16 protein-coding genes are annotated in these 24,482 nt (G+C 69.2%); 5 read left to right on the forward strand and 11 right to left on the reverse strand.

Annotated elements, in window-relative coordinates; all coding sequences use genetic code 11:
• Positions 1 to 3 precede the first annotated feature (3 nt).
• The gene (locus tag ACYVLQ_RS15560) at positions 4 to 1,053 is read right to left on the reverse strand and encodes a FecCD family ABC transporter permease (protein ID WP_460698164.1); all 1,050 of its coding nucleotides are present in this window, start codon (positions 1,051 to 1,053) and stop codon (positions 4 to 6) included.
• Entirely contained in the window at positions 1,050 to 2,081 is a 1,032-nt protein-coding gene (locus ACYVLQ_RS15565) for an iron chelate uptake ABC transporter family permease subunit (protein ID WP_460698165.1), read from the reverse strand. Before ACYVLQ_RS15565 ends, ACYVLQ_RS15560 begins: the two co-directional genes overlap by 4 nt.
• A gap of 434 nt (positions 2,082 to 2,515) precedes the next feature.
• Here ACYVLQ_RS15565 and ACYVLQ_RS15570 point away from each other — a divergent pair, with 434 nt between their 5' ends.
• Complete coding sequence (locus ACYVLQ_RS15570; protein WP_460698166.1) at positions 2,516 to 3,223, forward strand: hypothetical protein; 708 nt, start codon at positions 2,516 to 2,518, stop codon at positions 3,221 to 3,223.
• A gap of 54 nt (positions 3,224 to 3,277) precedes the next feature.
• Here the strand turns inward: ACYVLQ_RS15570 and ACYVLQ_RS15575 are convergent, their stop codons facing one another.
• Genes ACYVLQ_RS15575 through ACYVLQ_RS15590 form a run of 4 tightly spaced genes read right to left on the reverse strand, consistent with a single transcriptional unit; the run spans position 3,278 to position 8,875 of the window.
• On the reverse strand, positions 3,278 to 4,063 hold the full coding sequence (locus ACYVLQ_RS15575) for an IclR family transcriptional regulator (protein ID WP_460698167.1): 786 nt from the start codon (positions 4,061 to 4,063) through the stop codon (positions 3,278 to 3,280).
• A gap of 60 nt (positions 4,064 to 4,123) precedes the next feature.
• The gene (locus ACYVLQ_RS15580) at positions 4,124 to 5,272 is read right to left on the reverse strand and encodes an aromatic ring-hydroxylating oxygenase subunit alpha (RefSeq protein WP_460698168.1); all 1,149 of its coding nucleotides are present in this window, start codon (positions 5,270 to 5,272) and stop codon (positions 4,124 to 4,126) included.
• On the reverse strand, positions 5,269 to 6,417 hold the full coding sequence (solA, locus tag ACYVLQ_RS15585; RefSeq protein WP_460698169.1) for an N-methyl-L-tryptophan oxidase: 1,149 nt from the start codon (positions 6,415 to 6,417) through the stop codon (positions 5,269 to 5,271). The genes ACYVLQ_RS15580 and solA overlap by 4 nt, the downstream gene beginning before the upstream one ends.
• A 4-nt stretch (positions 6,418 to 6,421) precedes the next feature.
• The gene (locus tag ACYVLQ_RS15590; RefSeq protein WP_460698170.1) at positions 6,422 to 8,875 is read right to left on the reverse strand and encodes a GcvT family protein; all 2,454 of its coding nucleotides are present in this window, start codon (positions 8,873 to 8,875) and stop codon (positions 6,422 to 6,424) included.
• 199 nt (positions 8,876 to 9,074) lie between these two features.
• Here ACYVLQ_RS15590 and ACYVLQ_RS15595 point away from each other — a divergent pair, with 199 nt between their 5' ends.
• The 3 genes from ACYVLQ_RS15595 (at position 9,075) to ACYVLQ_RS15605 (ending at position 16,433) form a co-directional block, all read left to right on the forward strand.
• The gene (locus ACYVLQ_RS15595; RefSeq protein WP_460698171.1) at positions 9,075 to 9,422 is read left to right on the forward strand and encodes a bifunctional 3-phenylpropionate/cinnamic acid dioxygenase ferredoxin subunit; all 348 of its coding nucleotides are present in this window, start codon (positions 9,075 to 9,077) and stop codon (positions 9,420 to 9,422) included.
• A complete protein-coding gene (locus ACYVLQ_RS15600) occupies positions 9,415 to 10,581 on the forward strand; it encodes an NAD(P)/FAD-dependent oxidoreductase (protein WP_460698172.1) in 1,167 nt (388 codons plus the stop codon). Before ACYVLQ_RS15595 ends, ACYVLQ_RS15600 begins: the two co-directional genes overlap by 8 nt.
• A 401-nt stretch (positions 10,582 to 10,982) precedes the next feature.
• The gene (locus ACYVLQ_RS15605; RefSeq protein WP_460698173.1) at positions 10,983 to 16,433 is read left to right on the forward strand and encodes an ATP-binding protein; all 5,451 of its coding nucleotides are present in this window, start codon (positions 10,983 to 10,985) and stop codon (positions 16,431 to 16,433) included.
• A gap of 239 nt (positions 16,434 to 16,672) precedes the next feature.
• Here ACYVLQ_RS15605 and ACYVLQ_RS15610 read toward each other — a convergent pair whose 3' ends face one another.
• Together ACYVLQ_RS15610 and ACYVLQ_RS15615 are read right to left on the reverse strand one after the other, a co-directional pair.
• A complete protein-coding gene (locus tag ACYVLQ_RS15610; protein WP_460698174.1) occupies positions 16,673 to 18,268 on the reverse strand; it encodes a dolichyl-phosphate-mannose--protein mannosyltransferase in 1,596 nt (531 codons plus the stop codon).
• A 71-nt stretch (positions 18,269 to 18,339) separates the two neighbouring features.
• Positions 18,340 to 19,143: a hypothetical protein gene (locus ACYVLQ_RS15615; RefSeq protein ID WP_460698175.1), complete on the reverse strand. Its 804-nt coding sequence runs from the start codon at positions 19,141 to 19,143 to the stop codon at positions 18,340 to 18,342.
• Positions 19,144 to 19,683: 540 nt separating this feature from the next.
• Here ACYVLQ_RS15615 and ACYVLQ_RS15620 point away from each other — a divergent pair.
• Positions 19,684 to 20,232 carry a hypothetical protein gene (locus tag ACYVLQ_RS15620; protein WP_460698176.1) on the forward strand — a complete coding sequence of 183 codons (549 nt, stop codon included), beginning with the start codon at positions 19,684 to 19,686 and terminating at the stop codon, positions 20,230 to 20,232.
• Between the two features lie 3 nt (positions 20,233 to 20,235).
• Here the strand turns inward: ACYVLQ_RS15620 and ACYVLQ_RS15625 are convergent, their stop codons facing one another.
• The 3 genes from ACYVLQ_RS15625 to ACYVLQ_RS15635 form a co-directional block, all read right to left on the reverse strand.
• Positions 20,236 to 20,895 (reverse strand): Crp/Fnr family transcriptional regulator, encoded by a 660-nt coding sequence (locus tag ACYVLQ_RS15625; RefSeq protein ID WP_460698177.1) that lies wholly within the window; start codon positions 20,893 to 20,895, stop codon positions 20,236 to 20,238.
• Complete coding sequence (locus ACYVLQ_RS15630; RefSeq protein WP_460698178.1) at positions 20,892 to 22,877, reverse strand: adenylate/guanylate cyclase domain-containing protein; 1,986 nt, start codon at positions 22,875 to 22,877, stop codon at positions 20,892 to 20,894. Before ACYVLQ_RS15630 ends, ACYVLQ_RS15625 begins: the two co-directional genes overlap by 4 nt.
• Before the next feature lie 241 nt (positions 22,878 to 23,118).
• Positions 23,119 to 24,417: a flavin-containing monooxygenase gene (locus tag ACYVLQ_RS15635; protein ID WP_460698179.1), complete on the reverse strand. Its 1,299-nt coding sequence runs from the start codon at positions 24,415 to 24,417 to the stop codon at positions 23,119 to 23,121.
• Positions 24,418 to 24,482: the final 65 nt, after the last annotated feature.

Here is a 24,482-nt window from a genome sequence, read left to right on the forward strand (position 1 = left end):
CCCTTAGCTCCGTCGGGCCTCGGCCACCAGCAAGTAGGCCAGGTACACCCCGCCGATCGAGACGGTGACGACACCGACCGGCAGGGTGGTGGGCGCGAAGACGCGCTGGGCAACCCAGTCGCTGCCGACCAGCAGCAGCGCCCCCATCGCCGCGGCGGGCAGCAGCGGCGTGGCGGGGGTGCGGGCCAACCGCCGACCCAGCTGCGGCGCGGCCAGCGCGACGAAGGCGATCGGGCCCGCGACCGCGGCGGCCACCGCGGTGAGCGCGACGCTCAGTGCGATCAGCAGCAGCCGCGTCCGCCCGACCCGGACACCGAACGACCGCGCGAGATCGTCGCCGAACTCCAGCATCTGCAGCCGGGGCACGGCCGGTACCAGCGCGATCGCGAGCGCGGCCAGAATGATCAGCACGGGCCCGACCTGCGACCACGACAGCCCGTTCAGGGAGCCGAGACCCCATGCCGCCGCCGACATCGCCGCGTCCAGGTCGGCGCGCAGGATCAGCCACGTGTTGACCGAGGCCAGCATGGCGCTGACGCCGATGCCGACGATGATCAGCCGGAAGCCGGTCACGTGGTGTCGGAACGCCAGTATCTGGATCACCAGCGCCGTGGCCAGGCCGCCGACCAGCGCGCCCGCCGCCGTCGGGAACTCGCCGCCGCCTAGGGCCAGGATCACCACCAGCGCGCCGGTGTAGGCGCCGGTGGTGAAGCCGACGATATCGGGACTGCCCAACGGATTTCGCGTCACCGACTGCAGGATCGCGCCGCTGACGCCGAGCGCGGCGCCCAGCGCCAGCGCCAGCACGACGCGGGGAAACCGCCACTCCCACACGACGAGCCGGTCGAACCGGTCGCTGCCGACGAACAGTGCCCGCAGCACCCGGTCCGGCGGGATCGGGTAGTCGCCGGTGCCCAGCGCCAGCACGGCCACGGCCAGCGCCGCCACCGCCAGGATCACGCACGCCGCCACGGCGCGCACACCCACTCGCGCGGTGACGCGCGGGGCACGCAGCACCAGCACCCGGCGGCCGAAATCGATGCGAGCGGTCATGTCGCACTCACCGTCGGACGCCGGGCCAGCCAGATCAGCGCGGGCGCGCCGAGGAAGGCGGCCACCAGGCCCGCCGGTACCTCGTCCGGCCGAATGATGATGCGGCCCAGCACATCCGCGGCCAAAACCAGAATCGGGGCCAGCAGCATGGAATACGCGACGATCCACCGCTGATCGGGGCCGACGATCCAGCGGGCGATATGCGGCACCGCGAGGCCGACGAAGGCGATCGGGCCCACCGCGGCGGTCGCGGTGCCGCACAGCAGCGTCAGCGCCGCCGCGGTGAGCAGCCGGGTGCGGCCCACCCGGACGCCGAGCGCCTGCGCGAGGTCCTCGCCGAGCGCCACCGCGTTCAGCGAGCGGGCGGCGATCACGGCGGCCACCACGCCGACGGCGATGAACGGCGCGGCCCCGCTGATGATGTCGTACCCGCGGTCGGTCAGCGAGCCGGAATCCCACTGCCGCATCTCGTCGAATGCCTTGGCGTTCAACAGAATCATGCCCTTGGTGAGCCCGGACAGCACGGCGGTCACGGCGACCCCGGCCAGGGTGAGCCGGATGGGATCGGCGCCTTGGCGCCCCGCGGTACCCAGCCGGTAGACCACGACGGACACCGCGGCCGCCCCGGCGAACCCGAACCACACGTAGGACGTGATGCCCGAGACGCCGAGGAACGCGACAGCGATCGTGATGGCGAAGGCCGCTCCGGCGTTGATGCCGAGCAGGCCCGGATCGGCCAGCGGGTTGCGGGTCAGTCCCTGCATCAGGCAGCCCGCGATTCCGAGCGCGACCCCCACCAGCAGACCCAGCAGGGTGCGCGGCACCCGATAGCCGGTGACGATCAGCCCGTCGACGGAGCCGTCGTCGCGCCAGAGTGCGGCCCAGACATCCTGCGCCGGAATGGATTTTGCGCCGACCAGCAAACTGACCACGCACACCACCGCCAGCACGGACACCGCCAGCGACAATCCGGGCCAGCGCCGGGTCCGGGTGGGTATCGGTGCGCGATCGACCCCTAAGCCAACCATCGGCAACCACGGCGGCGAACCGGTCCACGCCCGGGTCGTATTTTCGATCTTTTCATCTGGCACTCTTTTCCACCGGTTCGTGCAGTTCAGGCGGTTATGCCGGGTTGCGATGACCACCAATTCGAGCAAGGTTAGCCTAACCTGACCCTTGATAGCTAAGGCTTGCCTACCCTACTGTGTCAACTGTCCGATTCACAGCAGACACTCAGGTGTCGACGAGCTGACACACAGGCTCGGTGGCGACTCGAGGACCGCCACGGGGTGCGAATCAGACAGTGCTGCAAGGTATTACACGATGATGAGGAAATCGATGAGCAACGTGTCACACGTGACCTGATCGGTCGAAACCCTTCTTTTCCTTACCCGACAGTCGAATTCGCTGACTGCCGGTTACTCACTCGTGCCACGAGAGACCGAGAAAGGTTCACCGACCCTTGAAATTCACCAAGTTAGCCTTGGCGACCGTTACCGTCGGCGCCGTCCTGAGCACCACTGCCGGTACGGCGCATGCCGATCCGGCCGCGGCGGCACCGGTCAACTACACCGCCGACGCCACCGACAAGTCGACGATCATCAAGACCGATTCCGGGTCGATGGCCGTCGAGGACGGGGTGTTCAAGATCAAGGCGGCGAACGGCGTCACCGTGGCCGGTACCGAACTCGGCTTCCGCGTAGACGATTTCGTGTTCCCGATCGCCGCGGACATCTCCGACCGCACCGCCACCCTCATCCCGCAGTTCGACCTCGCACACGCGGTATACAAGCCGGTCGCACTGCCTTTCGAGGACACCGCGCCCTGGAAGACGCCTTACGACCGCGAAAAGGACGCGTGGAGCCGCATGACCGCCACCATCGCCCTGGGCGCCTCCATCGGCACCCTGGCCGGCGGCATCGGCGGCGGCGCGGTCGGCTGTGTCCTCGGCGGCATCGCCGGTGCCACCGTCGCCGCCGCCAGCATCGTCGGCATGTTCGGGCCCTTCATCCCCGCCGCCGCCGTCGGCTGCCTCGGCGGCATCCTCGCCATCGGCGCCCTCGGCACCCTGGCCGGACAAATCCTGGTCACCGCCCCCGTCGCCATCATCGCGGCCGTCCAGTACTTCACCACCATCAACCAGCCCATGCCCCCGGCACCGGCCAAGTAGCGCGACATCCGCACGGCGGGGGACCGGACTCGACCGGTCCCTCGCCTCGGCCGTTCAGCCTCGATATCCCATCCGGCGGCTGATGCCCGCCGCGCCGACCGCGACCAGCTGCGCCACCTCCGCGAAACGGTCCGGGCCCAGTCGATACGATGGGCCCGAAACACTCAGTGCCGCAACGACCGAGCCGGTGTGGTCGCGCACCGGGGCGCCCACCGCGTTCAGCCCGATCTCGAGCTCCTCACAGACGCTCGCCCAGCCGTTCGCGCGGACCTCGTCGAGTTGCGCGGTGAGAGCGGCGACGCTGCCCAGCGTGTTGTCGGTGTAGGTCTCCAGCTTGCCGCCGAATCGCCTGCGCACCTCGGCACTTTCGAGGGCGGCCAGCAGCGCCTTGCCGCTGGAGGTGGCATGCGCGGGGCAGCTGCGTCCGACCCAGGTCCGCAGGGCGACCGAGCCGGTGCCCATGGCCTCGACGATATTGATGATCCGGTTGCCGTCCAGCACGGCCATCGTGGTGGTCTCGCCGGACTCGGCGGCCAGCATGTTGCAGGTGCCCTGGCTCTGCCCGACCAGGTCGAGCTGTGCGCTGGTGGACCCGGCCAGCCGGACGATGGAGAAACCGAGGCGGTACTTGCCGCGATCGGACAGCTGCTCCACGTATCCGCGCGATTCCAGCACTGCGATCAACCGTGAGACGGTAGATTTGTGTACGCCGAGTTCGGCGGCGATCTCCGTGACACCGGCTTGGCCGAGCTTGGCGATGATCTCCATGACGAGCAGCGCGCGGTCGACCGATTGCACCGCGGCAACCCGTCCGTTGTCACCCTCATCCTGTTTTGCCATGACAGGATCATTGTAGTCGGATACGGGCCCGTTGCCTGGGCGCCGCCGACCGAGGGCCGGTCACCCCACGTCGCCGACGCGCTGACGCACCCATTCGTGGAACTCCGCGAGGTGATGCTCGGCGGGCACCAGCACCCCGCCGCGCCGATAGGCTCGCGACGACATGGACGGCTGAGTTCGCTCGCAGGCAGCGAAGTCCTGCTCGTTCACGCGATGGAACAGCTCGACCGAGCGGGAGGTGTCGCGCCCCGCCCCCACCACGTCACCGGTGTAGAGCCAATCGCATTCCACGACCGTGCGGTCCACCGCCATCGGGTACATGCGGTGGAAGATGATGTGATCCGGGACCAGGTTGACGAAGACCGTCGGGCGGACGGTAACGGCGAAGTACCGGCGGTCCCGCTCGGCGCCGACGCCGGGCAGCCGGTCGAACCCCGGCGAGCCGTCGACGGTGAAACCCGAGATCTCACTGCCGAATTCGGCGCCGTGCCCGACGAACGCCTGCGCGGCCATGCCGTCCGCGAATTCCGGCAGCACGTCGGTGAGCTCGGGGTGAATGGTCGCGCAGTGGTAGCACTCCATGAAGTTCTCCACGATGAGCTTCCAATTCGCGGCGACGTCGTAGACCACCCGGTGGCCCAGCTCGAGCGTATCGATGCGGTAGGCATCGACGGCGGCCGGATCGCCGAGCCGCTCGGCGACCGCGCCCATCACCTCGTCCTCGAACGAGGGCGGCTCGTCGGCGAGACACACCCACGCGTACCCGAGCCATTCGCGCAGCGCGACGGGCACCAGGCCGTAGGCGGCCCGGTCCAGGCCCGCACCGTCGTCGAACGACGACATATTGGGCGCGGCAATCAGTTTGCCGTCCAGCCCGTAGGTCCAGGCGTGGTACGGGCACTGCAGATTCCGGCGCACCCGCCCCGCGTCCTCGGTGCACAGCATCGCGCCGCGATGGCGGCAGATATTGAGGAACGCGCGCAGCGCGCCGTCGCGGCCGCGCACCACCAGCACGCTCTCCCCGCCGACCTGCACGCGCCGGAATCCGCCCGGCGCGGCCAGATCCGCGGCGCGCACGGCGCAAAACCACAGGCGCTCGAGGATGCGTTCCTGCTCGGCCGCGAAGATCGCGTCGTCGGTATACCAGCGACCGCCGAGCGTCGCCAGCAGCGGCGAAGTGGTCGCGGGCGGCGTATCCATCGTCGTCATGCGGTCACCAGCCGCTGCGGATCGAACAGTGCGATCGGATGGCGGGTCTGCCCGCCGATGGCCAGGTCGGCCAGGATCTCCCCGACGACCGGGACGAACTTGAAGCCGTGCCCGGAGAATCCGCACGCGATCGTGACGCGGTCGCGGTCGGGATGGCGGGCGACGACGAAATGCTGGTCGGGCGTGTTGGCGTACATGCAGGTGGCGGTGCGGACGGCGGGACCGTCCAGCGCGGGCAGCAGTTGTGCGACGCGCTCGCGCATTTCGCGTATCTCGTGCGGATGCACGACCCGGTCGATGGTGTCCGGCGTACACGCGATGCCCTTGCGGAAGAACGCCGTCTTGACCCCGCCCGCCGGGCCATCGATCGCCGGGAAGCCGTATATCTGCATGCCGGAGTCGTTCTCGGCGATGTAGACCGGCTGATCCTCGAAAGCTGCTGTCCCACCGGATGGTTCGAGCCAGTACTGCACCTGGCGCTCCACGGTGATCGGAATGCCGAACTCGGCCAGCACTTCCGGCGCCCAGGCGCCGGGACAGACGATCAGCTGTTCCGCGTGGTAGGTGGTGCGGGCCGTTGTGACGGCGACGCCGGAATCGGTTTCCGCCCAGTCGAGTACCGCCTCGCCGAACGACAGCGTCGCGCCCGACCGCAGGGCCAGGTCGATGTGCGCCCGCACGGTTTCCTCGGGCCGCGCGAAGCCGCCGTGGGGTTCGTAGATCGCGACATCGGTCGGGGCGGGGGTGAAATGCGGGAACCGGTGTCGCACCTCGGCCGCATCCAGCAGTTCGTGGGGCAGCGACCATTCGAGCGCGGCGCGCACGCTCCCGGCGACGGTCGGGCACTCGGGCGGGCCCAGGTACAGGCCGCCGGTGAGCCGGTAGACCTCGCGCCCGGAGTCGGCCGCCAGCCGCGCCCAGAGTTCGTAACCGCGCAGCAGCAACGGCACGTACGCGGGATCTTCGAAGTAGGACTGCCGGATGATCCGCGATCCCCCGTGGCTGGACCCCTTCGTATGCGCGGCCGGGTACTTCTCCAGCCCCAGCACCCGCTGTCCGCGCGCGGCCAGGTGGTAGGCGGCGGCGCTGCCCATGCCGCCGAGCCCGATCACGATGACGTCGTATCCGCTTGCCGCCGTGGCCATCTCACTACCTCTTGATCCGGGACATCTCGGGGTCCACCACCGGTTCGCTGTGCACGGTGGCGGACAGGCGCGCGCCGAGATACTCGGCCTCGACGGTGTCGCCCGGTCCGACGGCCGCGGGCAGCCACGCGTAGGCGATACAGCGGCCGATGGTGGCCGAGTAGCCCGCGCTGGTGACGTACCCCGCGCACTCCCCGTCCACGAAGACCGGCTCCTTACCGAGCACGATCGCCGACGAGTTGTCGAAGACCATGCTGCGCAACCGGTTCGGCGGCGGATCCGCGCCTTCCAGTGCGCGCTTACCCACGAAGTCACCCTTGCCCATCCGCACCGCGAAGCCGAGACCGGCGGCCTCGGGCGTATGTTCGGTGGTCATATCGGTGCCCCAGCCGCGATAGCCCTTCTCGATCCGCAGGCTGTTGAACGCGATGCGCCCGGCCGCGATCACCTCGTGCTCGCGCCCCGACTCCCACAGCAGATCCCAGAGCGCACCGCCGTACTCGGCGCCGGTGTAGATCTCCCAGCCGAGTTCGCCGACATAGGAGACGCGCAGCATCGTGACCGGAAGTGCGCCGAGGTGGGTCCGCAGCGCGCGGAAGAACTTGAACGCGCCGTGCGACAGGTCGTCGGAACACAAGGGCTGCACCAGGTCTCGCACCCGCGGGCCCCAGACACCGATACAGCAGGTCGCACCGGTGATATCGCGCAGGGTCACCTGCCCGGCGGTACCGAGGCGACGGGTGAACCAGTCGAAGTCCAGGGGGCCGTTGGCGCCCACCTGGAAATGCTCCGGCCCCAGCCGGGCGACGGTGAGATCGCTGCGGATACCGCCGTTCTCGTCGAGCAGCAGGGTGTAGGTGACCGAGCCGACGGTCTTGTCCAGATTGTTCGTGGTGAGCCGCTGCAGCAGCTCCAGCGCGCCGGAACCGGCGATCTCGTAGCGCGTCAGCGGCGTCATGTCGTACATCGCCACCCGCTGCCTGGTCCAGTACGCCTCCGCGATCGAGATCGGTGACCAGAACCGGCCCGACCAGTCGTCCCGCTCCGGAAACGGCAGCCCCTGCTCCCGAAGCCGGTGCGCCAGACCGGCATTGGCGTCGAACCAGGCGGGGCGCTCCCATCCCCCGGCCTCGAAGAAATAGGCGCCCAGATCGCGGTGGCGGGCGTGGAAGGGGCTGGTCCGCAGCCCGCGCAGCGCGGTGCGGAACTGATGCGGATGGATGATGTCGTAGACCTCGACGAACGCCTGCGTGCTCGTCTCGCGAATGAAGCGGTCGCTGCGGGCGACGTCCTCGAACCGGTACAGATCGCACTCGTGCATATCGATGCCCGGGGACCCGTGCACGATCCACTCCGCGGTCGCCTTCGCCACCCCCGCCGAATGGGTGACCCACACGGCCTCGGCGACCCAGAAACCGGTCAACTCCCGGTGCTCGCCGACGATCGAGAAACCGTCGGGGGTGAACGAGAAGATGCCGTTGAATCCCTCCTCGACCTTCGACTCCCCCAGTGCCGGAAGCAAAGCCGTGGATTCCTGCCAGGCGGGCGCGAAATCGTCGTCGGTGAACGGCAGCATCGACGGCATCGGCGCACCGGCGGTGTCGGAGGCCAGAGTCGACATGTCCACCGGCATCGGAGCGTGACCGTAGTAGCCGATGCCGAGCCGGTCGACGTGCTCGCGGAAATACAGGTCCTGGTCCTGGTGCCGCAGGATCGGCAACCCTGCCTCGCCGCGCTCGGTATTGCGGCCCGCCAGGGCCGCGAGGGGCCCGGTCCTGGCGTACTGGTGCGCCATCGGCAGCAGCGGCAGCACCAAGCCGACCTGCTTCGCGACGGCGGCGCCCCAGAACCCGGCAGCGCACACGACGATATCCGCCGCGAGGACGCCCTCGGTCGTCTCCACCCCGACCACGTGGCCGCCGTGTTCCACGACGTCAAGCACCCGCGTGTGCGCCCGGAACCGCGCCCCGCGCGCCGTCGCCCTCCGGGCCTGCGCCTCCGCCGCGCGCAACGCCTTCGCCAATCCGTCTGCGGGAGTGTGGAACCCGCCGAGTATCCGGTCCGGATCGAGCAGTGGGTGCAGCGCCGCGCAGGCGGCGGGATCGAGCAGGCGTCCCTCGATTCCCCAGGACTGCGCCCACCCCGCCTTGCGGTGCAGGTCCCGCCAGCGCTGCGGCGTGGTGGCGACCTCGAGCCCGCCGACCGGATTGAACACCCAGCCGTCCGGATGGTCCAGCGCCCGGAACTTCTCGGTGGTGTAGCGCGCGAACTCGGTCATGGTCTTCGACGGATTCGTTTGGAACACCAAACCCGGTGCGTGCGAAGTGGATCCGCCGGTGACGAAGAGGGGTCCGCGATCGAGCACGGTGAGGTCGGTCCAGCCGCGGGCGGTGATCTCGTCGGCCAGCGAGGCGCCGACGATCCCGGCTCCGATGACGATGATTTTCGGATGAGCCACGGCATCCCTCCGATGTTGCTCTTGACGCAACCAACTCGAACTACGCAACAGATCGTCCCGTTGCTCGGGGGCGCTGTCAACCGGTGAAAATCGGCCTACCACAGCGAGAATTCGGGGTTGACGGCGGCCCGGAACGACGGGCAGACTGTTGCGTTAACTGCGCTATGTTGCGTTCTGAGCAACACCTGTGGAGGCTCGCATGGAAACCTTGGTGGAGCGACCGGAAACATCCGAAACCGAACTGCTCGTCGCACGCCTGGACGACCTTCCCCCCGGCGAGGTCGCGACGGTGCGCACCGGCGGCGGCGTGCCGATCTCGGTATTCCATACCGAGGAGGGACTTTTCGCGATCGACGACACCTGCACCCACCAGGACGCGTCGCTGGCCGACGGCTGGGTGGAGGACTGCGCGGTCGAATGTCCCTTGCACGACTCGTGTTTCGACCTCCGCACCGGCAAGGTCTCGGGGCCACCGGCGAAGGTCGCGGTGCGCACATACGAGGTTCGCGTCGTCAACGGTGATGTCCTGGTGACCGTTCATGAATGACTCGGTGATCGTCGTCGGCGCCGCACTGGCCGGATTCTCGGTCGTCCACGAGCTGCGCGCACAGGGTTACGCGGGCGCCATCACCGTGGTCGGCGAGGAGACCCATCCGCCCTACGACCGCCCGCCGCTGTCCAAGGAGTTCCTGCACGGCGACATCGATATAGCGCTGGGCGAGGGCTCGGACTACACCGACCCGCGCACTCGCTGGCTGCTCGGGCGGCGCGCGACCGGGATCCTCAGGGGGACAACGGGTGTCACCCTGGACGACGGCACCGAGCTCACGGGGCGGTCGCTGGTTCTCGCCACCGGTGCGCGGGCCCGCAGGCTCCCCGGCTCCGCGACGCTGCGCGGCGTGCACACCCTGCGCACGGTGGACGACGCCCGCGAGATCCGGGAGACGCTGCGCACCGTATCCACCCTGGTTGTGGTGGGCGCTGGCCTCATCGGCGCCGAGATAGCCGCCACCGCGGCGGGTTTCGGCATCGACGTCACCATCGTCGAGATCGCCGCCGAACCGCTCGCGACGGTATTCGGCCCCACGATCGCGTCGTTGTGCGCGGACCTGCACGCCGCCAACGGAGTTCGGTTGCGCACCGGGGTCGCGGTCGAGCGGCTGCTGGGCAGCGACCGAGTCCGCGGGGTACGACTGAGCGACGGCGCCGAGTTGCCCGCCGATGCCGTGGTGGCCGGAATCGGCGCGGTCCCCAACACCGAGTGGGCCCGCGACTGCGGCCTGCGGATCGACGGCGGCTTCCGCACCGACGCCCGATGCCGGACAGGCGTTCCCGGCATCTACGCGATCGGCGACTGCGCCCGGGCCTACGACGAGCGGTCCGGCACCTACCACCGGCACGAGCACTGGGCGGGCGCGACGGTGCAGGCCCGCATCGCCGCCGCGGCGATCCTCGACATCCCGCAGCCCCGACCACCCGCACCGTACTTCTGGTCCCGGCAATACGGTCGAATGATCCAATTCGCCGGAGTCCGCAGGCCGACCGACGACGTCCGCTTCGTCGACGGCGACCGATCCTCCCCTTCCTGCGCCGCCCTCTACGAACGCGACGGCACCCCGGTGGCGATCTTCGCCCTGGACAACCCGCGCACCTTCACGCGCTACCGCAAACAGATCGACCGCGCCGCACCCCTCCCGGTCCACTGAAATCAGGCCGCCGACCGGGCGAGCCTCGGCGCCTTTAGGGGAATTCCGGGTACCTACTGGCGAGAAACCTTGTTGCCGTGCAGTGTTGAGCCCCGGGTGTGGGTTACTGTTGGCGCGCCCGAGCGCCAGCGGCAGCGACAGCCACTGCGCCGGGCTGACCACGGACGGAGCCCGAAAACGACGCTGACCATGGTTGACGCAAGGCCTGAGCGGCCCCTACGTTGCTTGGTGAACAGTGCTCACCATGCGACGGTCGCGAAGTCGCGCGTCCCATCGGGCATTGTCGTTGTGCGGTCGCGCGCGAAACACAGCGTGCACGCGGGGGTAGCCGTCCAGCGCGAGAATTCGAGAGCAGACTAGCCACCCGACCGCTAGCGCTGTGGAGAGGAAGGGCTGCCGGAGTGTTCAGCCGTATCGCTATCGTCAACCGCGGAGAGGCCGCGATGCGGCTCATCCACGCCGTCCGGGATCTGGCCGCCCAGACCGGGACACCGATCGAGACCATCGCCCTGCATACCGACGTCGACCGCACCGCGACCTTCGTGCGCGAGGCCGATATCGCCTACGACCTGGGCCCCGCGTCCGCGCGCCCGTACCTGGACCTGAAGGTGCTCGAGCGCGCGCTGGTCGAGACCAAGGCCGAGGCCGCGTGGGTCGGCTGGGGTTTCGTCGCGGAGGATCCCGCGTTCGCCGAACTGTGCGAGCAGATCGGGGTGACCTTCATCGGGCCGAGCGCGGACGCCATGCGCAAGCTCGGCGACAAGATCGGCGCCAAGCTGCTCGCAGAGGAAGTGGGCGTGCCGGTCGCGCCATGGAGCCGGGGCGCGGTCGAGACGCTGGACGCCGCCTTGGCCGCGGCGGAGGAGATCGGCTACCCGCTGATGCTGAAGGCGACCGCGGGCGGCGGCGGCCGCGGCATCCGCGTCGTCACCGACGAGACCGAACTCACCGATGCCTACGAGCGCACCAGCCAGGAGGCCGCGCGCGCCTTCGGCAGCGGCATCGTCTTCCTCGAGCGCCTGGTCACCGGCGCGCGGCACGTCGAGGTCCAGGTGATCGCCGACGGCGAGGGCACCGCGTGGGCGCTCGGCGTCCGCGACTGTTCGGTGCAGCGGCGCAACCAGAAGATCATCGAGGAGTCGGCGTCGCCGGTGCTCGCGCCCGAGCAGGCCGCCGAGCTGAAGGCCTCGGCCGAGCGGCTGGCCATCTCGGTCGGCTACCGCGGCGCGGCCACCGTGGAGTTCCTCTACCACCCCGGCGAAAGGCTCTTCGCCTTCCTCGAGGTCAACACCCGGCTGCAGGTCGAGCACCCGATCACCGAGTCCACCACCGGATTCGACCTGGTCCGGGCGCAGCTGTGGGTCGCCTCCGGCAACCGGCTCGAGGGCGAGCCGCCGATGGAGCGCGGGCATGCGATCGAGGCCCGGCTCAACGCCGAGGATCCCGACCGCGACTTCGCGCCCGCCCCGGGCCGCATCGCGCGTCTGGACCTGCCCGCCGGGCCCGGCATCCGCGTGGACACCGGCGTCAGCGAGGGCGACACCATTCCCGCCGACTTCGACTCGATGATCGCGAAGATCATCGCCCACGGCCGCGACCGCGACGAGGCGCTGGCGCGGCTGCGGCGCGCCATGGCCGAGACCACGGTGATCATCGAGGGCGGCGCCACCAACAAGAGCTTCGTGCTGGACCTGCTCGACCAGCCCGAGGTGATCGACGGCAGCGCCGACACCGGCTGGATCGACCGCGTCCGCGGCGCGGGAAGGCTGGTATCGCACCGGCATTCCGGGGTCGCGCTGGCGGCGGCCGCGATCGAGGCCTATGAGGAAGAGGAGCGCGTCGAGGGGCAGCGCCTGCTGTCGACCGCGTTCGGCGGGCGGCCGCAGGTGCAGCACGAGAGCGGGCGGCCGCTCGATTTCGAGCTGCGGGGCCGCAGCTACCGCGTCCGCGTGGCCCGGGTCGGGGCGCATCGGTTCCGCATCGGCATCGACGCGGGTGAGGGCCCGGAGACCGCGGATGTCGAACTCGACCGGTTCGACCGGCACAGCGGGCGGATCGTCGTCAACGGCGCCCGGTATCGCCTGGTCACCGGCACGCACGGCCCGATCCACCTGGTCGAGGTGGATGGCATCACGCACCGGATCAGCCGCGACGAGGGCGGCGTCGTCCGCTCCCCCGCGCCCGCGCTGGTCGTCGCCACCCCGCTGGAGGTCGGCGCCGAGGTCGCCGCCGGCGCACCGGTGCTGGTGCTGGAGAGCATGAAGATGGAGACGGTGCTGCGGGCGCCGTTCGACGCGCGGCTGAAGGAATGCACCGTATCGGTCGGCAGCCAGGTGGAGACCGGGGCGCCACTGCTGCGACTGGAACCGCTGACCGACGAGGCCGAGTCCGAGGACGCCGCGGCCGCCGAACCCGTCGAACTGGATCTGCCCGCCCCCGCGGACGTCTCGGCCCCCACCCGCCTCACCCGCGGCCAGGAGGACCTCCGCAGCCTGCTGCTGGGCTTCGACGTCGACCCGCACGACGAGGGCCGCGTCCTCGACGACTACCTCGCCGCCCGCCGCGACGCCATCGCGGACGGCCGCCGCCCGCTGGCCGCCGAGGTCGACCTCGTCGACGTCTTCGCCGATCTCGCCGAACTCAGTCACAACCGACCCGCGGGCGAAGACGGCGGCAACGGCTACGTCCAGAGCGCCCGCGAGTACTTCCACACCTATCTGCAGAGCCTCGACGTCGAGCGGGCCGGGCTGCCGGAATCGTTCCAGGCCAAGCTCACCACCGCGCTCGGCCACTACGGCATCACCGAGGTGGACCGCAATCCCGAGCTCGAGGCCGCGGTGTTCCGGATCTTCCTGGCCCAGCAGCGCGCGTCCGCCGCGGCGACGGTCGTCACGACCCTGCTGCGGCTGTGGCTGCGCGAACCGCAGCCGGACGAGACGCTGCGCGAACCCACCGGCCTCGCGCTGGAACGGCTCATCGCCGCGACGCAGGTCCGCTTCCCCGTCATCGCCGACCTCGCGCGCGGCCTGGTGTTCGCCTGGTTCGGCCAGCCGCTGCTGCGCCGCACCCGCGCCCGCGTCTACGCCGACGTCCGCCGCCACCTGCGCCATCTGGACGCCCACCCCGACAGCCCGGACCGCGCCGAGCGCATCGCCGACATGGTGCGCAGCACCGAACCTTTGGTGCGACTGCTCGGCCAGCGGCTGGCCCGCGACGGCGCCGACAACGCCATCATGCTCGAGGTGCTCACCCGGCGGTACTACGGCAACAAGGACCTCACCGACGTCCGCACCGCGCAGGCCGCCGGGACCGCCTTCGTCGTCGCCGAGCGCTCGGGCTCGCGGGTGGTGTCCGCCGCGGTGAGCTTCGACGAGCTGAGCGGCGCGCTGCGCGGGCTCGCCGAGCTGGCAGCCGACAAGGACGCCATCGACGCCGACATCTACCTGGTCTGGGAGAACCAGCCGGACAGCTCCGAGGCGATGGCGGCCGCGCTGCACGAGATCGTGCGCGCGCACCCGCTGCCGGACCGGGTCCGCAGGCTCACCGTCGCCGTCGCGGGCAGTCACGGCGCGGTCATGCACCAGCACTTCACCTTCCGCCCGTCGACCACGGGAATGGCCGAGGAGCGGCTGATCCGCGGGCTGCACCCCTACATCGCGCAGCGGATGCAGATGGAGCGGCTCAGCAAGTTCGACCTCACCCGGCTGCCCTCCTCGGACGAGGAGATCTACCTCTACCGGTGCGTGGCGCGGGAGAACCCGTCCGACGACCGTCTCGTCGCCTTCGCGCAGGTCCGCGACCTGACCGAACTGCGCGAGCACGACGGCCGCCTGGTCGCGCTGCCGACCGCCGAGGACACGATCGCCACCTGTCTCGACTCGATCCGCCGGGCCCAGGCCCAGCGCGCGTCGGCGAAGCGCTTCCACACCAACCGGATCGTGATCTATGTGTGGCCGCCCAGCGATATCACCTACCCGGAGCTGGAGACGATCGCCGAGCGCGTGCTGCCGACGACCGCTGGCGCCGGGCTCGAGGAGATCGAGATGATCGCGCGCCGCCGCGATCCGAAGACCGGCGAGCTGATCAAGATCGCGGTACGCATCGGCTTCGACGCCACCGGCGGCACCACGCTGACCGTCGGCGAACCGTCGGGCGAGCCGGTCGAGCCGATCGACGACTACCGGCAGAAGGTGTTGCGCGCCAGCGCCCGCAACACGGTGTACCCCTACGAATTGACCGGTCTGCTCGGCGATTTCGTCGAGCACGACCTCGACGACAACCATGTGCTGGTACCGGTCGACCGGCCGAAGGGCAAGAACAAGGCCGCGATGGTCGCGGGCGTGGTCACCACGCCGACCACACGCCATCCGCAGGGCATCACCCGGGTCGTGCTGCTCGGCGATCCGACGAAATCGCTGGGCGCCCTGTCGGAACCGGAGTGCCGCCGCGTGATCGCCGCGCTCGACCTGGCCGAGCGGATGCAGGTGCCGCTCGAGTGGTTCGCCCTGTCGTCGGGTGCGCGGATCTCCATGGAGTCGGGCACCGAGAACATGGACTGGGTGGCCGCGGCGCTCAAGCGGATCGTCGAGTTCACCCAGGACGGCGGCGAGATCAATATCGTGGTCTCGGGCATCAACGTCGGCGCCCAGCCGTACTGGAACGCCGAGGCGACGATGCTCATGCACACCAAGGGCATCCTCGTGATGACACCCGATTCGACCATGGTGCTCACCGGCAAGCAGGCGCTCGACTTCTCCGGCGGCGTCTCGGCCGAGGACAACTTCGGCATCGGCGGCTACGACCGGGTGATGGGCCCGAACGGGCAGGCGCAGTACTGGGCGCCGAACCTGGCGGGCGCGCGGAACGTGCTGATGTCGCACTACGACCACACCTACGTCGCGCCGGGCGAATCGGCGCCGCGGTGGACGAGCACGACCGACCCCGTCGACCGCGACGTCTCGGCGTTCCCGCACACGGTGGAGGGCAGCGAGTTCACCACCGTCGGCGAGATCTTCTCCGCCGAGTCCAACCCGGATCGCAAGAAGCCCTTCGACATTCGCACCGTGATGCGGGCACTGTCCGACCAGGACCACCCGGTGCTGGAACGGTGGGCGGGCATGGCCGACGCGGAGACCGCGGTGGTGCAGGACGCCCACCTCGGCGGCATGCCGGTCTGTCTGCTCGGCATCGAATCGCGGTCGGTGCAGCGGCGCGGCTTCCCGCCCACCGACGGGCCGGACGCCTACACCGCGGGCACGTTCTTCCCGCGGTCGTCGAAGAAGGCGGCGCGGGCGATCAACGCGGCCAGCGGTAACCGGCCGCTGGTGGTGCTGGCGAATCTGTCGGGCTTCGACGGCTCGCCGGAGTCGATGCGCAAGCTGCAGTTGGAGTACGGCGCCGAGATCGGCCGCGCCATCGTGAATTTCGTGGGGCCGATCGTGTTCTGCGTGATCTCGCGGTACCACGGCGGCGCGTTCGTGGTTTTCTCCAAGGCGCTGAACCCGAACATGACCGTGCTCGCGCTGGAGGGTTCGTTCGCCTCGGTGCTCGGCGGCGCCCCCGCCGCGGCGGTGGTGTTCACCGGAGATGTCAACGCCCGCACCGCATCCGACGAGCGCGTCCGCGATCTGGAGGCCCGCGCCGCGGCCGCCTCCGGCGCCGACCGCGCCGCGCTGACCGCGGAACTCGACGAGCTGCGCTCCTCGGTCCGCGCGGAGAAGCTGGGCGAGGTGGCCGCGGAATTCGACCGCGTACACAGCATCCAGCGCGCCGTCGAGGTCGGCTCCGTCGACGCCGTGATCAGCGCCGCCCAGATGCGCCCCCGCATCATCGAGGCGATCACATCCCGGTAGACCACCGGGCCATCGTCGCGGTGGCCCCCCGGTCAATCACGTTTCGGTGGGCCACCGGGCAATCACGCCCGGCGGCCCACCGGACCCCCGTCACCCTCGTCATCCCCTCGGGCCATCGTCATCCCGCGGGCCCTCGTCACATCCCGCAGGCATCGTCATCCCACGAGCCATCGTCACATCCCGCGGGCCATCGTCATCCCGTGTGGGCCCTCGTCATCCCGGCACGCTTTTGGCCGGGATCAACTCCAGCTCGGTAGCCATAACCGGTGGTGCCAGTCATCGACCGTGATCGGCAGACCCGTGAGGATCGGCCACAGCCAGACGAAGTTGGCGACGACGAGACCCAAGTACAGGCATACCGCGAGCAAATTCAGGTTGCGCCCTTCGGTGGACAGCAGGAATCGATGGCCCCGGCGGTGCGCGAACGGCACGGGGCCGAGGATTTCGCCCAGCACCAGCGCGAGACCCATGACCAGGAACGGCGCCATGGGAACCGCGTAGAAGTAGTACATCTGCCGGTCGAGATTCAGGAACCAGGGCAGGAATCCCCCGAAATAGCCGACCAGCACGGCGGCATACCGCCAGTCTCGGCGCGTCGCACATCGCCAAATCGCCCACGCCAGCATCGGCAGCGACAGCCACCACAGGGCCGGGGTGCCAATCAGCATCACGGCCTTCACGCACGACGACTCTCCGCAGCCGCCGACGGCGCTGTCGGAATAGTGGTAAAGCATGGGACGCAGGCCCATCGGCCACGACCACGGCTTGGATTCCCAGTCGTGATGATTGCCCGCCGAATTCGTCAGGCTCTCATGAAAACTCAGCGATTCGCCGTGGTTGTGCCACAGCGAACGCAGCGAGTCGGGAATCCAGGACCAGAAGCCGCCGCTGCCGATCGGATTCTTCCCGGCGCTCTGATTGCCCACCGAATAGCGATCGTAACCGTCCTCGCTGGCGAACCACGCCACGTAACTGCCGAGATAGACCAGCACCGGAATCAACACGAGCGCATAGAGCGCGGGGACGACATCGCGCACGCCAGTGCCCGCCCACGGCCGCGGCACCCCGTAGGCCCGGCGGGCGGCGAGGTCGAAACACACCGACAGCAAACCGAAGGCGGCGATGAAGTAGAGCCCGGACCACTTGGTGCCGCACGCCAGGCCGAGCAACACCCCGGCGCCGAACCGCCACCAGCGCACCCCCACTCGCGGACCGAACTCGGTAACGCGACCTTCGGCGGCGACGCGGGCGAGCCGCGCGCGCACCTCGTCGCGGTCGGTGATCAGACAGCCGAAGGCGGCGACGACGAACACCGTCTGAAAGATGTCGAGCATGCCGATCCGCGACGAGACGAAGGTGGTGCCGTCGCAGATCAGCAGCACTCCCGCGATCGCGCCGAGCAGCGTGGACCGCGTCATCCGCCGGGTGATGCGAACCACCAGCAGCACCAGCACGATGCCGAAGACCGCCGCGGCGAACCGCCAGCCCCAGGGCGTATAGCCGAAGACGAACTCCCCCAGCGCGATCATCTGCTTGCCCACCGGCGGATGCACCACCACCCCGTAGGCCGGATTGTCCTCGACCCCGCCGCCGGTGAGCATCTCCCACGCCTGGTGCGCGTAGTACTTCTCGTCGAACGACGGCGTGCCGCCATCGGTCGGATAGTTCAGATTCAGCAGCCGGGTGACCGCGGCCAGCGCCGTGACCACCACGGTGACCACCCATCCACGCACCCGATCGGTCGGCCCGAAGTCGGCGGAGGGACGCAGTGGCGCCGGGTGAGACAGGGCTCGGCCCACCCCGATCGGCGGCCGCGCGTCGGTCAGCTGGGTCACGGAACCGATCGTATGCGGTCGGCGGCAACACCCGTGCAACGACGCGGATCCGACGACTTCCCGAAGGACGGCTAGCTGGCCAGCAGGTCGAGCAGGGAGCCGAAGATGAACAGCCCCAACGCGATCCAGCGCAGCGGGTGCGCCGGACGTTCGCGATTCATCACCCAGACGATCATTCGGGTCATCGGCACCGGAAGGTAGCAGACGGCCACCCCGAGCCAAGCCAGAACGGCTCCGGCGCGGCGGCGTTTACCCGGGTCGGTGACCACGGACGCCAACGCCGCGAGGATCACCACCGCGATCGGAATCGCCACCAGGAGCCCCGGCCGCTCCCATCCGACCCGCCACTCGACGATGATCAAGGCGAGGCTCCCGAGTGCGAGACCACCCAGCAGAATCGAGCCGATCGGATCGACCCACCGGTCGACGTCCTCGGCATTGCGCCAGGCTTTTCTGTCCTTTTCGGACAGCCCGTCGACAAAGAACGATTCGACCTGACTTTCGAAGATATCCCGGCCGTGCACGCATTCCCATTTGTAGACGGTTCGATCCGGGGAAGAAGTGGCGAGATCGTCGACGAGCGCGAATTGAGGCATCGCATATCTGCATGAGGCGCACGTGAATTCACCCCCGAACGCTTCGGCCAGCGAGGCCAGCAGTGACTCGTACTCCGGTGTTCCGGGATCTGTCCGTGTCGCGGTGAGGTCCGACTGCACCCGAGACTCCAGTGCGCGCAAACGCTCCAGCAACCGCGCCGCGCCGCGCGTGGCCGTGACCCTCGTTCTCGCCGCCCGCAGGCGCTCCGCCGACCGCCTGCCGAAGTCGTTCAACGCGGCCGCACCGAGCAGATCGAATACCACGGGAAGACCCGCCACGAGCTGAAACCCTTTCCCGAGACGCCCCCAGAACAACACCGACCGCCCCAGCAAATGATCGGCCTCGGGCAATGGTCCGCGCGACCACCGCACTACCAACTCCCACCACCACCCACGAAAAACCACCACCACAACCAGCAGCAACACACCAACCACCCACCAAGCCCAACGGCCAACCCGCTGCCGCTCTTCCACCACCTTCTCTCCACCCATACCCACGACAATCACCCAGCCCCCCTGCCCCCGTCCACTCGAACCCACCAGTTGCCTCCAACGGCCCAGCACGAGAGCGCCGAAGCGGTGGTCGAAAGTGGCGCGGACGGAATCGCCCGAGTAGTTCTCGCAACGCCTCGGTCGCCACCTACAGGCAGGTGGCAGGGGCGCGATCGACGACGGTGATCGGCGGCCATATCGCACAGGTGGTCCTCGGTGGCTTGTGTCGGCGCGGACACACAGTGGGTGTCGGTGCGCGGACAGAATATTCCGGGGCGGATCCGAAGAATTGCCGTTATCGACCACGACAGCTACTTCGGAGGAACCATGTCGAGATTCACCAGAACGATTACCACTGCCGCCGTCGCGATCGCAGCCGCCGGGGTGATGTCGCTGTCCGGCGCGCCTATCGCCACCGCCGTACCGGTCGCGCCGATTTCGGCACCGGTCCTCGCGAAAACCCAAGGGTGGCTGCAGGTTTACAGCGGGCGGGCGTCGCAGGGCGCCAATGCGGTGTCGCTGCGGGTCGTCGACGATCCCGCGGTCGGGTATCGCGTCACCAACGCGAACGGCCGCGCGCTCTACCGGTTCGACAAGGACACCGCGCAGCCGTCGCGCTCGAACTGCAACGGCGACTGCGCCGTCACCTGGCCGCCGCTGCTGGTCAACCGCGGCCAGGCACTCTATGTCGAGGGCGTCGATCCGGCCCTGACCGGATTCGTCGAGCGGGCGGACGGTTCCTGTCAGATCACCGTCGGCGGCTGGCCGGTGTACTACTTCGCGAAGGACAAGCACCCCGGCGACCTGCTGGGTCAGGGCGTCGGCGGCGTCTGGTTCGCGGTGTCGCCCACCGGCGGCAAGGCACTGGCCAAGTAGCGATCAGTCCGCGGCACGGAGCAGCGCCGCGCGGTCGACCACGGTGATGCGGCCGCGAGTCAGGGCCAGGATGTCGCGCTGCTGCAGATCGCGCAGCACCTTGTTGGCCGTGGCCCGTGTCGTCCCTGCCATCGACGCCAGGTCGTCCTGGTTGAGCCTGATCTCCGCGATCGGACTCGATCCCCCATAGATGCGGGCCAGGTCGACAAGACGCCGCACCACCCTGGTCTCGACCGGCAGATACAGCGCCTCGAGCACCTGCGCGGAAAGCCTGCGCACCTGCGCCGCCAACGTGCCGATGATGACACGATCGATCGCCGGATAGGTCTCCCGCAAGGCCGTCAGCTGCGCGCGGCTCAGCGTCAGCGTCTCGGCGTTCTCCACTGCCTCGACCGTCGCGGTGCGCCGGGAATTGCTGTCGGCCACGGCCAATTCGCCGAACGAGTGGCCCGGACCGAGCATCGTCAGGGTGGCGATGTTCCCGAACGGGGTGGCGACCCGGACGATGAGCCTGCCGGACTTGACCAGATGCAGGCAGTCCCCGGGATCGCCCTCGTGGCAGAGGATTTCCCGGCGCTTGAACCGGCGCGGCGTGCAGGAGGCGAGGATCTCCCGCCGCTCCCGGTCGCTCAGCCCACGCAGTATCTCGAAATCCGTTGTCACCGTAGACCATCCAGCACATAGCAGGTCACCGGCTCGCTCCGGCCCTTGACGGTCACCGTGCCGCGGCCGCGCACCCGAGCACGCGCACCTAGCTGGGCACGGGTCAGCGAGCCGATGACCACGGTCCCGGGTTCCGCCAGATTCTCCAGCCGCGCAGCGAGATTCGTCGTATCACCGATCGCGGTGTAGTTGCGCATCTGCGGCGCACCGACATTGCCGACCAGCGCCGGACCGGTATTGACCCCGACCCGGAAGCGCGGCCAGCCGGGATGGCGGTCCGCGGTCTCGCCGACCACCCGCTGCAGCGCGAGACCGGCGCCCGCCGCCCGCAGCGCGTGATCGGGCTGCTGCGCGGGCGCGTTGAACAGCGCCATCACCGCGTCGCCTACGAACTGCACGACGGTCCCCCCGTGGTCCAGGATCACCGGCACGATCGCGCCGTAGTACGAATTGAGCATATGCACCACCGCTTCCGGGGTAGAGGACTCGGAGAACGGCGTGAACCCCGACAGATCCGCCATCAGCACGGTGACCTCGGCGATCCGGCCGCCCAGCCCGGCCTGAGAGGGGTCGGCGAGCAGCGCGGTCGCCACCGCGGGCGACATATAGGACCGGAACAACCCGTCGAGCTGCTGATACAGGCGGGCGTTCTCCAGCATGACCGAGGCCCGGTCGGCGAACGAGCGCAGCAGCGCCAGTTCCGCGTCGCCGAAGGCACCGGCCGCGGGCCGAGCCTCCAGCACCCCGGCGTGGCTGCCCTTCACGACCAGCGGCAGCGTCACCGCCCGCGGATCCGCGGGCCCACCGTCGGGGAAGACCAGCGTTCCGTCGCGAATCAGGCCCAGCCGGAACCGGTCCCGCTCGAACGCCGCCGCGACCAGGCGCAGCACCTCGTCGAGCAACTCGTCTTCGCGCCGAATCACGTTGGACCGCTCCCCGATCGCTGCCAGCGCACCGAGCCTGCGGGCCTGCTCCCGCTCGCTGCCCAACGCGTGGGCGCCCTGCTGCAGCACCGCGACCTGCCGTTCGGTGAGCCCGAATCGCTTGGCCAGCCGGACCCCGACGGCACCGAGCGGCTCGGTCGAGGCCACGCCGCCCTCGGCGCGCTCGCGCAACGCATCGACCATCTCGTTCAGCGCGTGCGCGTAGTCGCGCTCCAGCCCGGCCATGGTCCGCTGCAATGTGACTCCGTCGAACAACCCAAGAGCCGAACCCTCGCGGCGGAATTGCAGATGCGCGCTGGCGGAGATGAGCACGAACGCGGCCAGCATCAGCACATGCCATTCCCACCACGAGGTGTGCCAGCTGCGGCCGAACCCCACCGCGAACAACGCCTCGGCCAACAGCACGAAGGCGGTCAGCACACTGAGCAGCACCACGCCGCGCCGCCGCAGGAACTGGCCCGCATAACCCAGTGCCGCAACGAAATAGCACGCGGAACCGAGGAACGCCACCACGATCAGCGAGCCACGGGCCTCGGCCGGGTCGGGGACATGATCCAGCGGCGGCAGCCCGGCCAGCGATACCAGCGCCCAGACCGCGAGCAGGACCGTCGGCAGTGCGGAGAGTACCCACGCGAACCGGTGCAACCGGGCGGCCGCGGCAGGCCCGAACTCCACCGCCGACGCCAGCGCGGCGACACCGCCGAGCGCCAGCCCGACGGGAACGGCATATACGAAACCGGCGTTCGGCTTCTCCAGAATCACACCGGGCGTCGCCAGCGCGTGCACGCCGAGGAAACCCGCGCTGAACTGGAACACCAGCGACACCAGGATCAACCGGGCATCGCGCCGCATCCGCGCGGCCCGCAACAGCATGACGCCCAACGCCATTGCCGTGGCGGCGGTGGCGAGCACCAGCCAGAAATGCATCCCGTGGTGCTCGAGGTCCACATCGAGCGCGGGCCGGGCGACCAGCAGCCACAGCCCCCACGCGGGTAACGAGACGTGCCCCAGCCAGAGCAGAACCTTGACCTTCGACACCATCGGAACGCTACCGCGCCGACCGGTCCGGTCACAGCCCTGGCCGCGCTTTCAACAGGCCCTGCTGTTCGGGACGGCCCCGGCACATCGTGCCGGGGTAGGACAATCACCAGGCTCGGTAGCTCGACGACCGGGCCCGGGCGATTTCGGTGATGGCGCTGGTCGCGTGCCGGTCGAACCGGTCCCGGTCGTTGCCCAAGACGCCGAAGATGGCGTGGGCGTTGAGCCGAATGTCACACCCTCACGGTGCGAGCACCGATCTCGAGGGATCCGACCGCATGAGGTAGTCGATTTGTATCTGGCGTGCGATGAATCTCCCGTTCTCGACATTGGCTCCGATGCCCGCGGTGGCGAGCGAATTCCCGTCCGGCAGTCCGGCGTAATACAGTCCGGGGATCGCGCCCAGAATTCCCTGCTGCTGAATCGGCGCCCCGCGGTCGTCGAGCGCCCGGTCCGGCAGGATCCGATAGTCCGGCCCGAATCCGGTGCACCAGATGATCGTCGTGATGCCGTACCGCTCCAGGTCGAGGAATTCCCCGAAATCGCCGATGCCCGCGAGATTCACGCCGGGCGGCGGATGCTGCTCGGGCGCGACGAATCCGCGCCGGCGCAGGCCCGTATCTATCTTGTCGAGTATTTCGCGGAACGACGCGGCCGATTCCTCCGCGATCGCCACGACATTGTCCGCCAGGCGGAGCACACCGCCCCGCGCCCCGCGCACCGAGCCGACGAGCACCACCCCCTTGTCGGCCAGCGTGCCGAGATTGAGTTCCGATCCGCCGTCCTTCACACCGGATACCGGCAATCCGGGCAGCCGCCGCGGGTCGTCACCGGCACGCACCGTCACGAAATCCTCGTACAGGGAGAATATGTACAGCCATTCGTGAATGCCGCGGCCGCGATAGCGGCGAGGGTAGGCGCGATGCCGCCCGACCGACAGGTAGACCCGACGCCCCGCGTCCGCGATTTCGTCGGCGATCTGCTGACCGCTGATTCCCGCGCCGACGACGAGAACGGCGCCATCGGAAAGGGATTCGGGATTGCGGTAGTACCGCGAATGCAGTTGCTCGACCGAAGCGTCGATATCGGACACCAGCTCGGGCATCCGGGGCACGGCATAGCCGCCCACCGCCGCGACGACATTGCGGGACTCGATGACCCCGCCCGTCGACAGGTGCGTCCGAAACCGTGCGTCGTCGCGATCGGAGGCCCCCGGAACGCATTCGACCGACCGGACCGGCGTCCGCTGCCGCACCCGGAGCTCGCGTTCCTCCGCATAGCGGCGCAAATGACGTGCCAACTCACGCCCCGGCATACAACCGTCCGGATCGTCGCCGTCGTAATCCCAGCCCGGGAATCGCACCGATCGGTTCCCGCTGCCCACGAGCAGACTGTCCCAGCGTTCGTGCGCCCATGCCTGACCGATCTCGGCCTTCTCCAGGACGATCGCCTCGCGCCCCAGTTCCTGCAGCGCCGCGGCTACGCCGCAGCCCTGCTGGCCTGCGCCGATCACGACCGTCTCCGAATATTCGCGTTCCATCGGAATCAACCTCTCTGCCACCGTCATCCGTTAGGGTTGCCTAACAACAACATGTGAAGTCGGCT

The organism is Nocardia thraciensis, assembly GCF_054782435.1.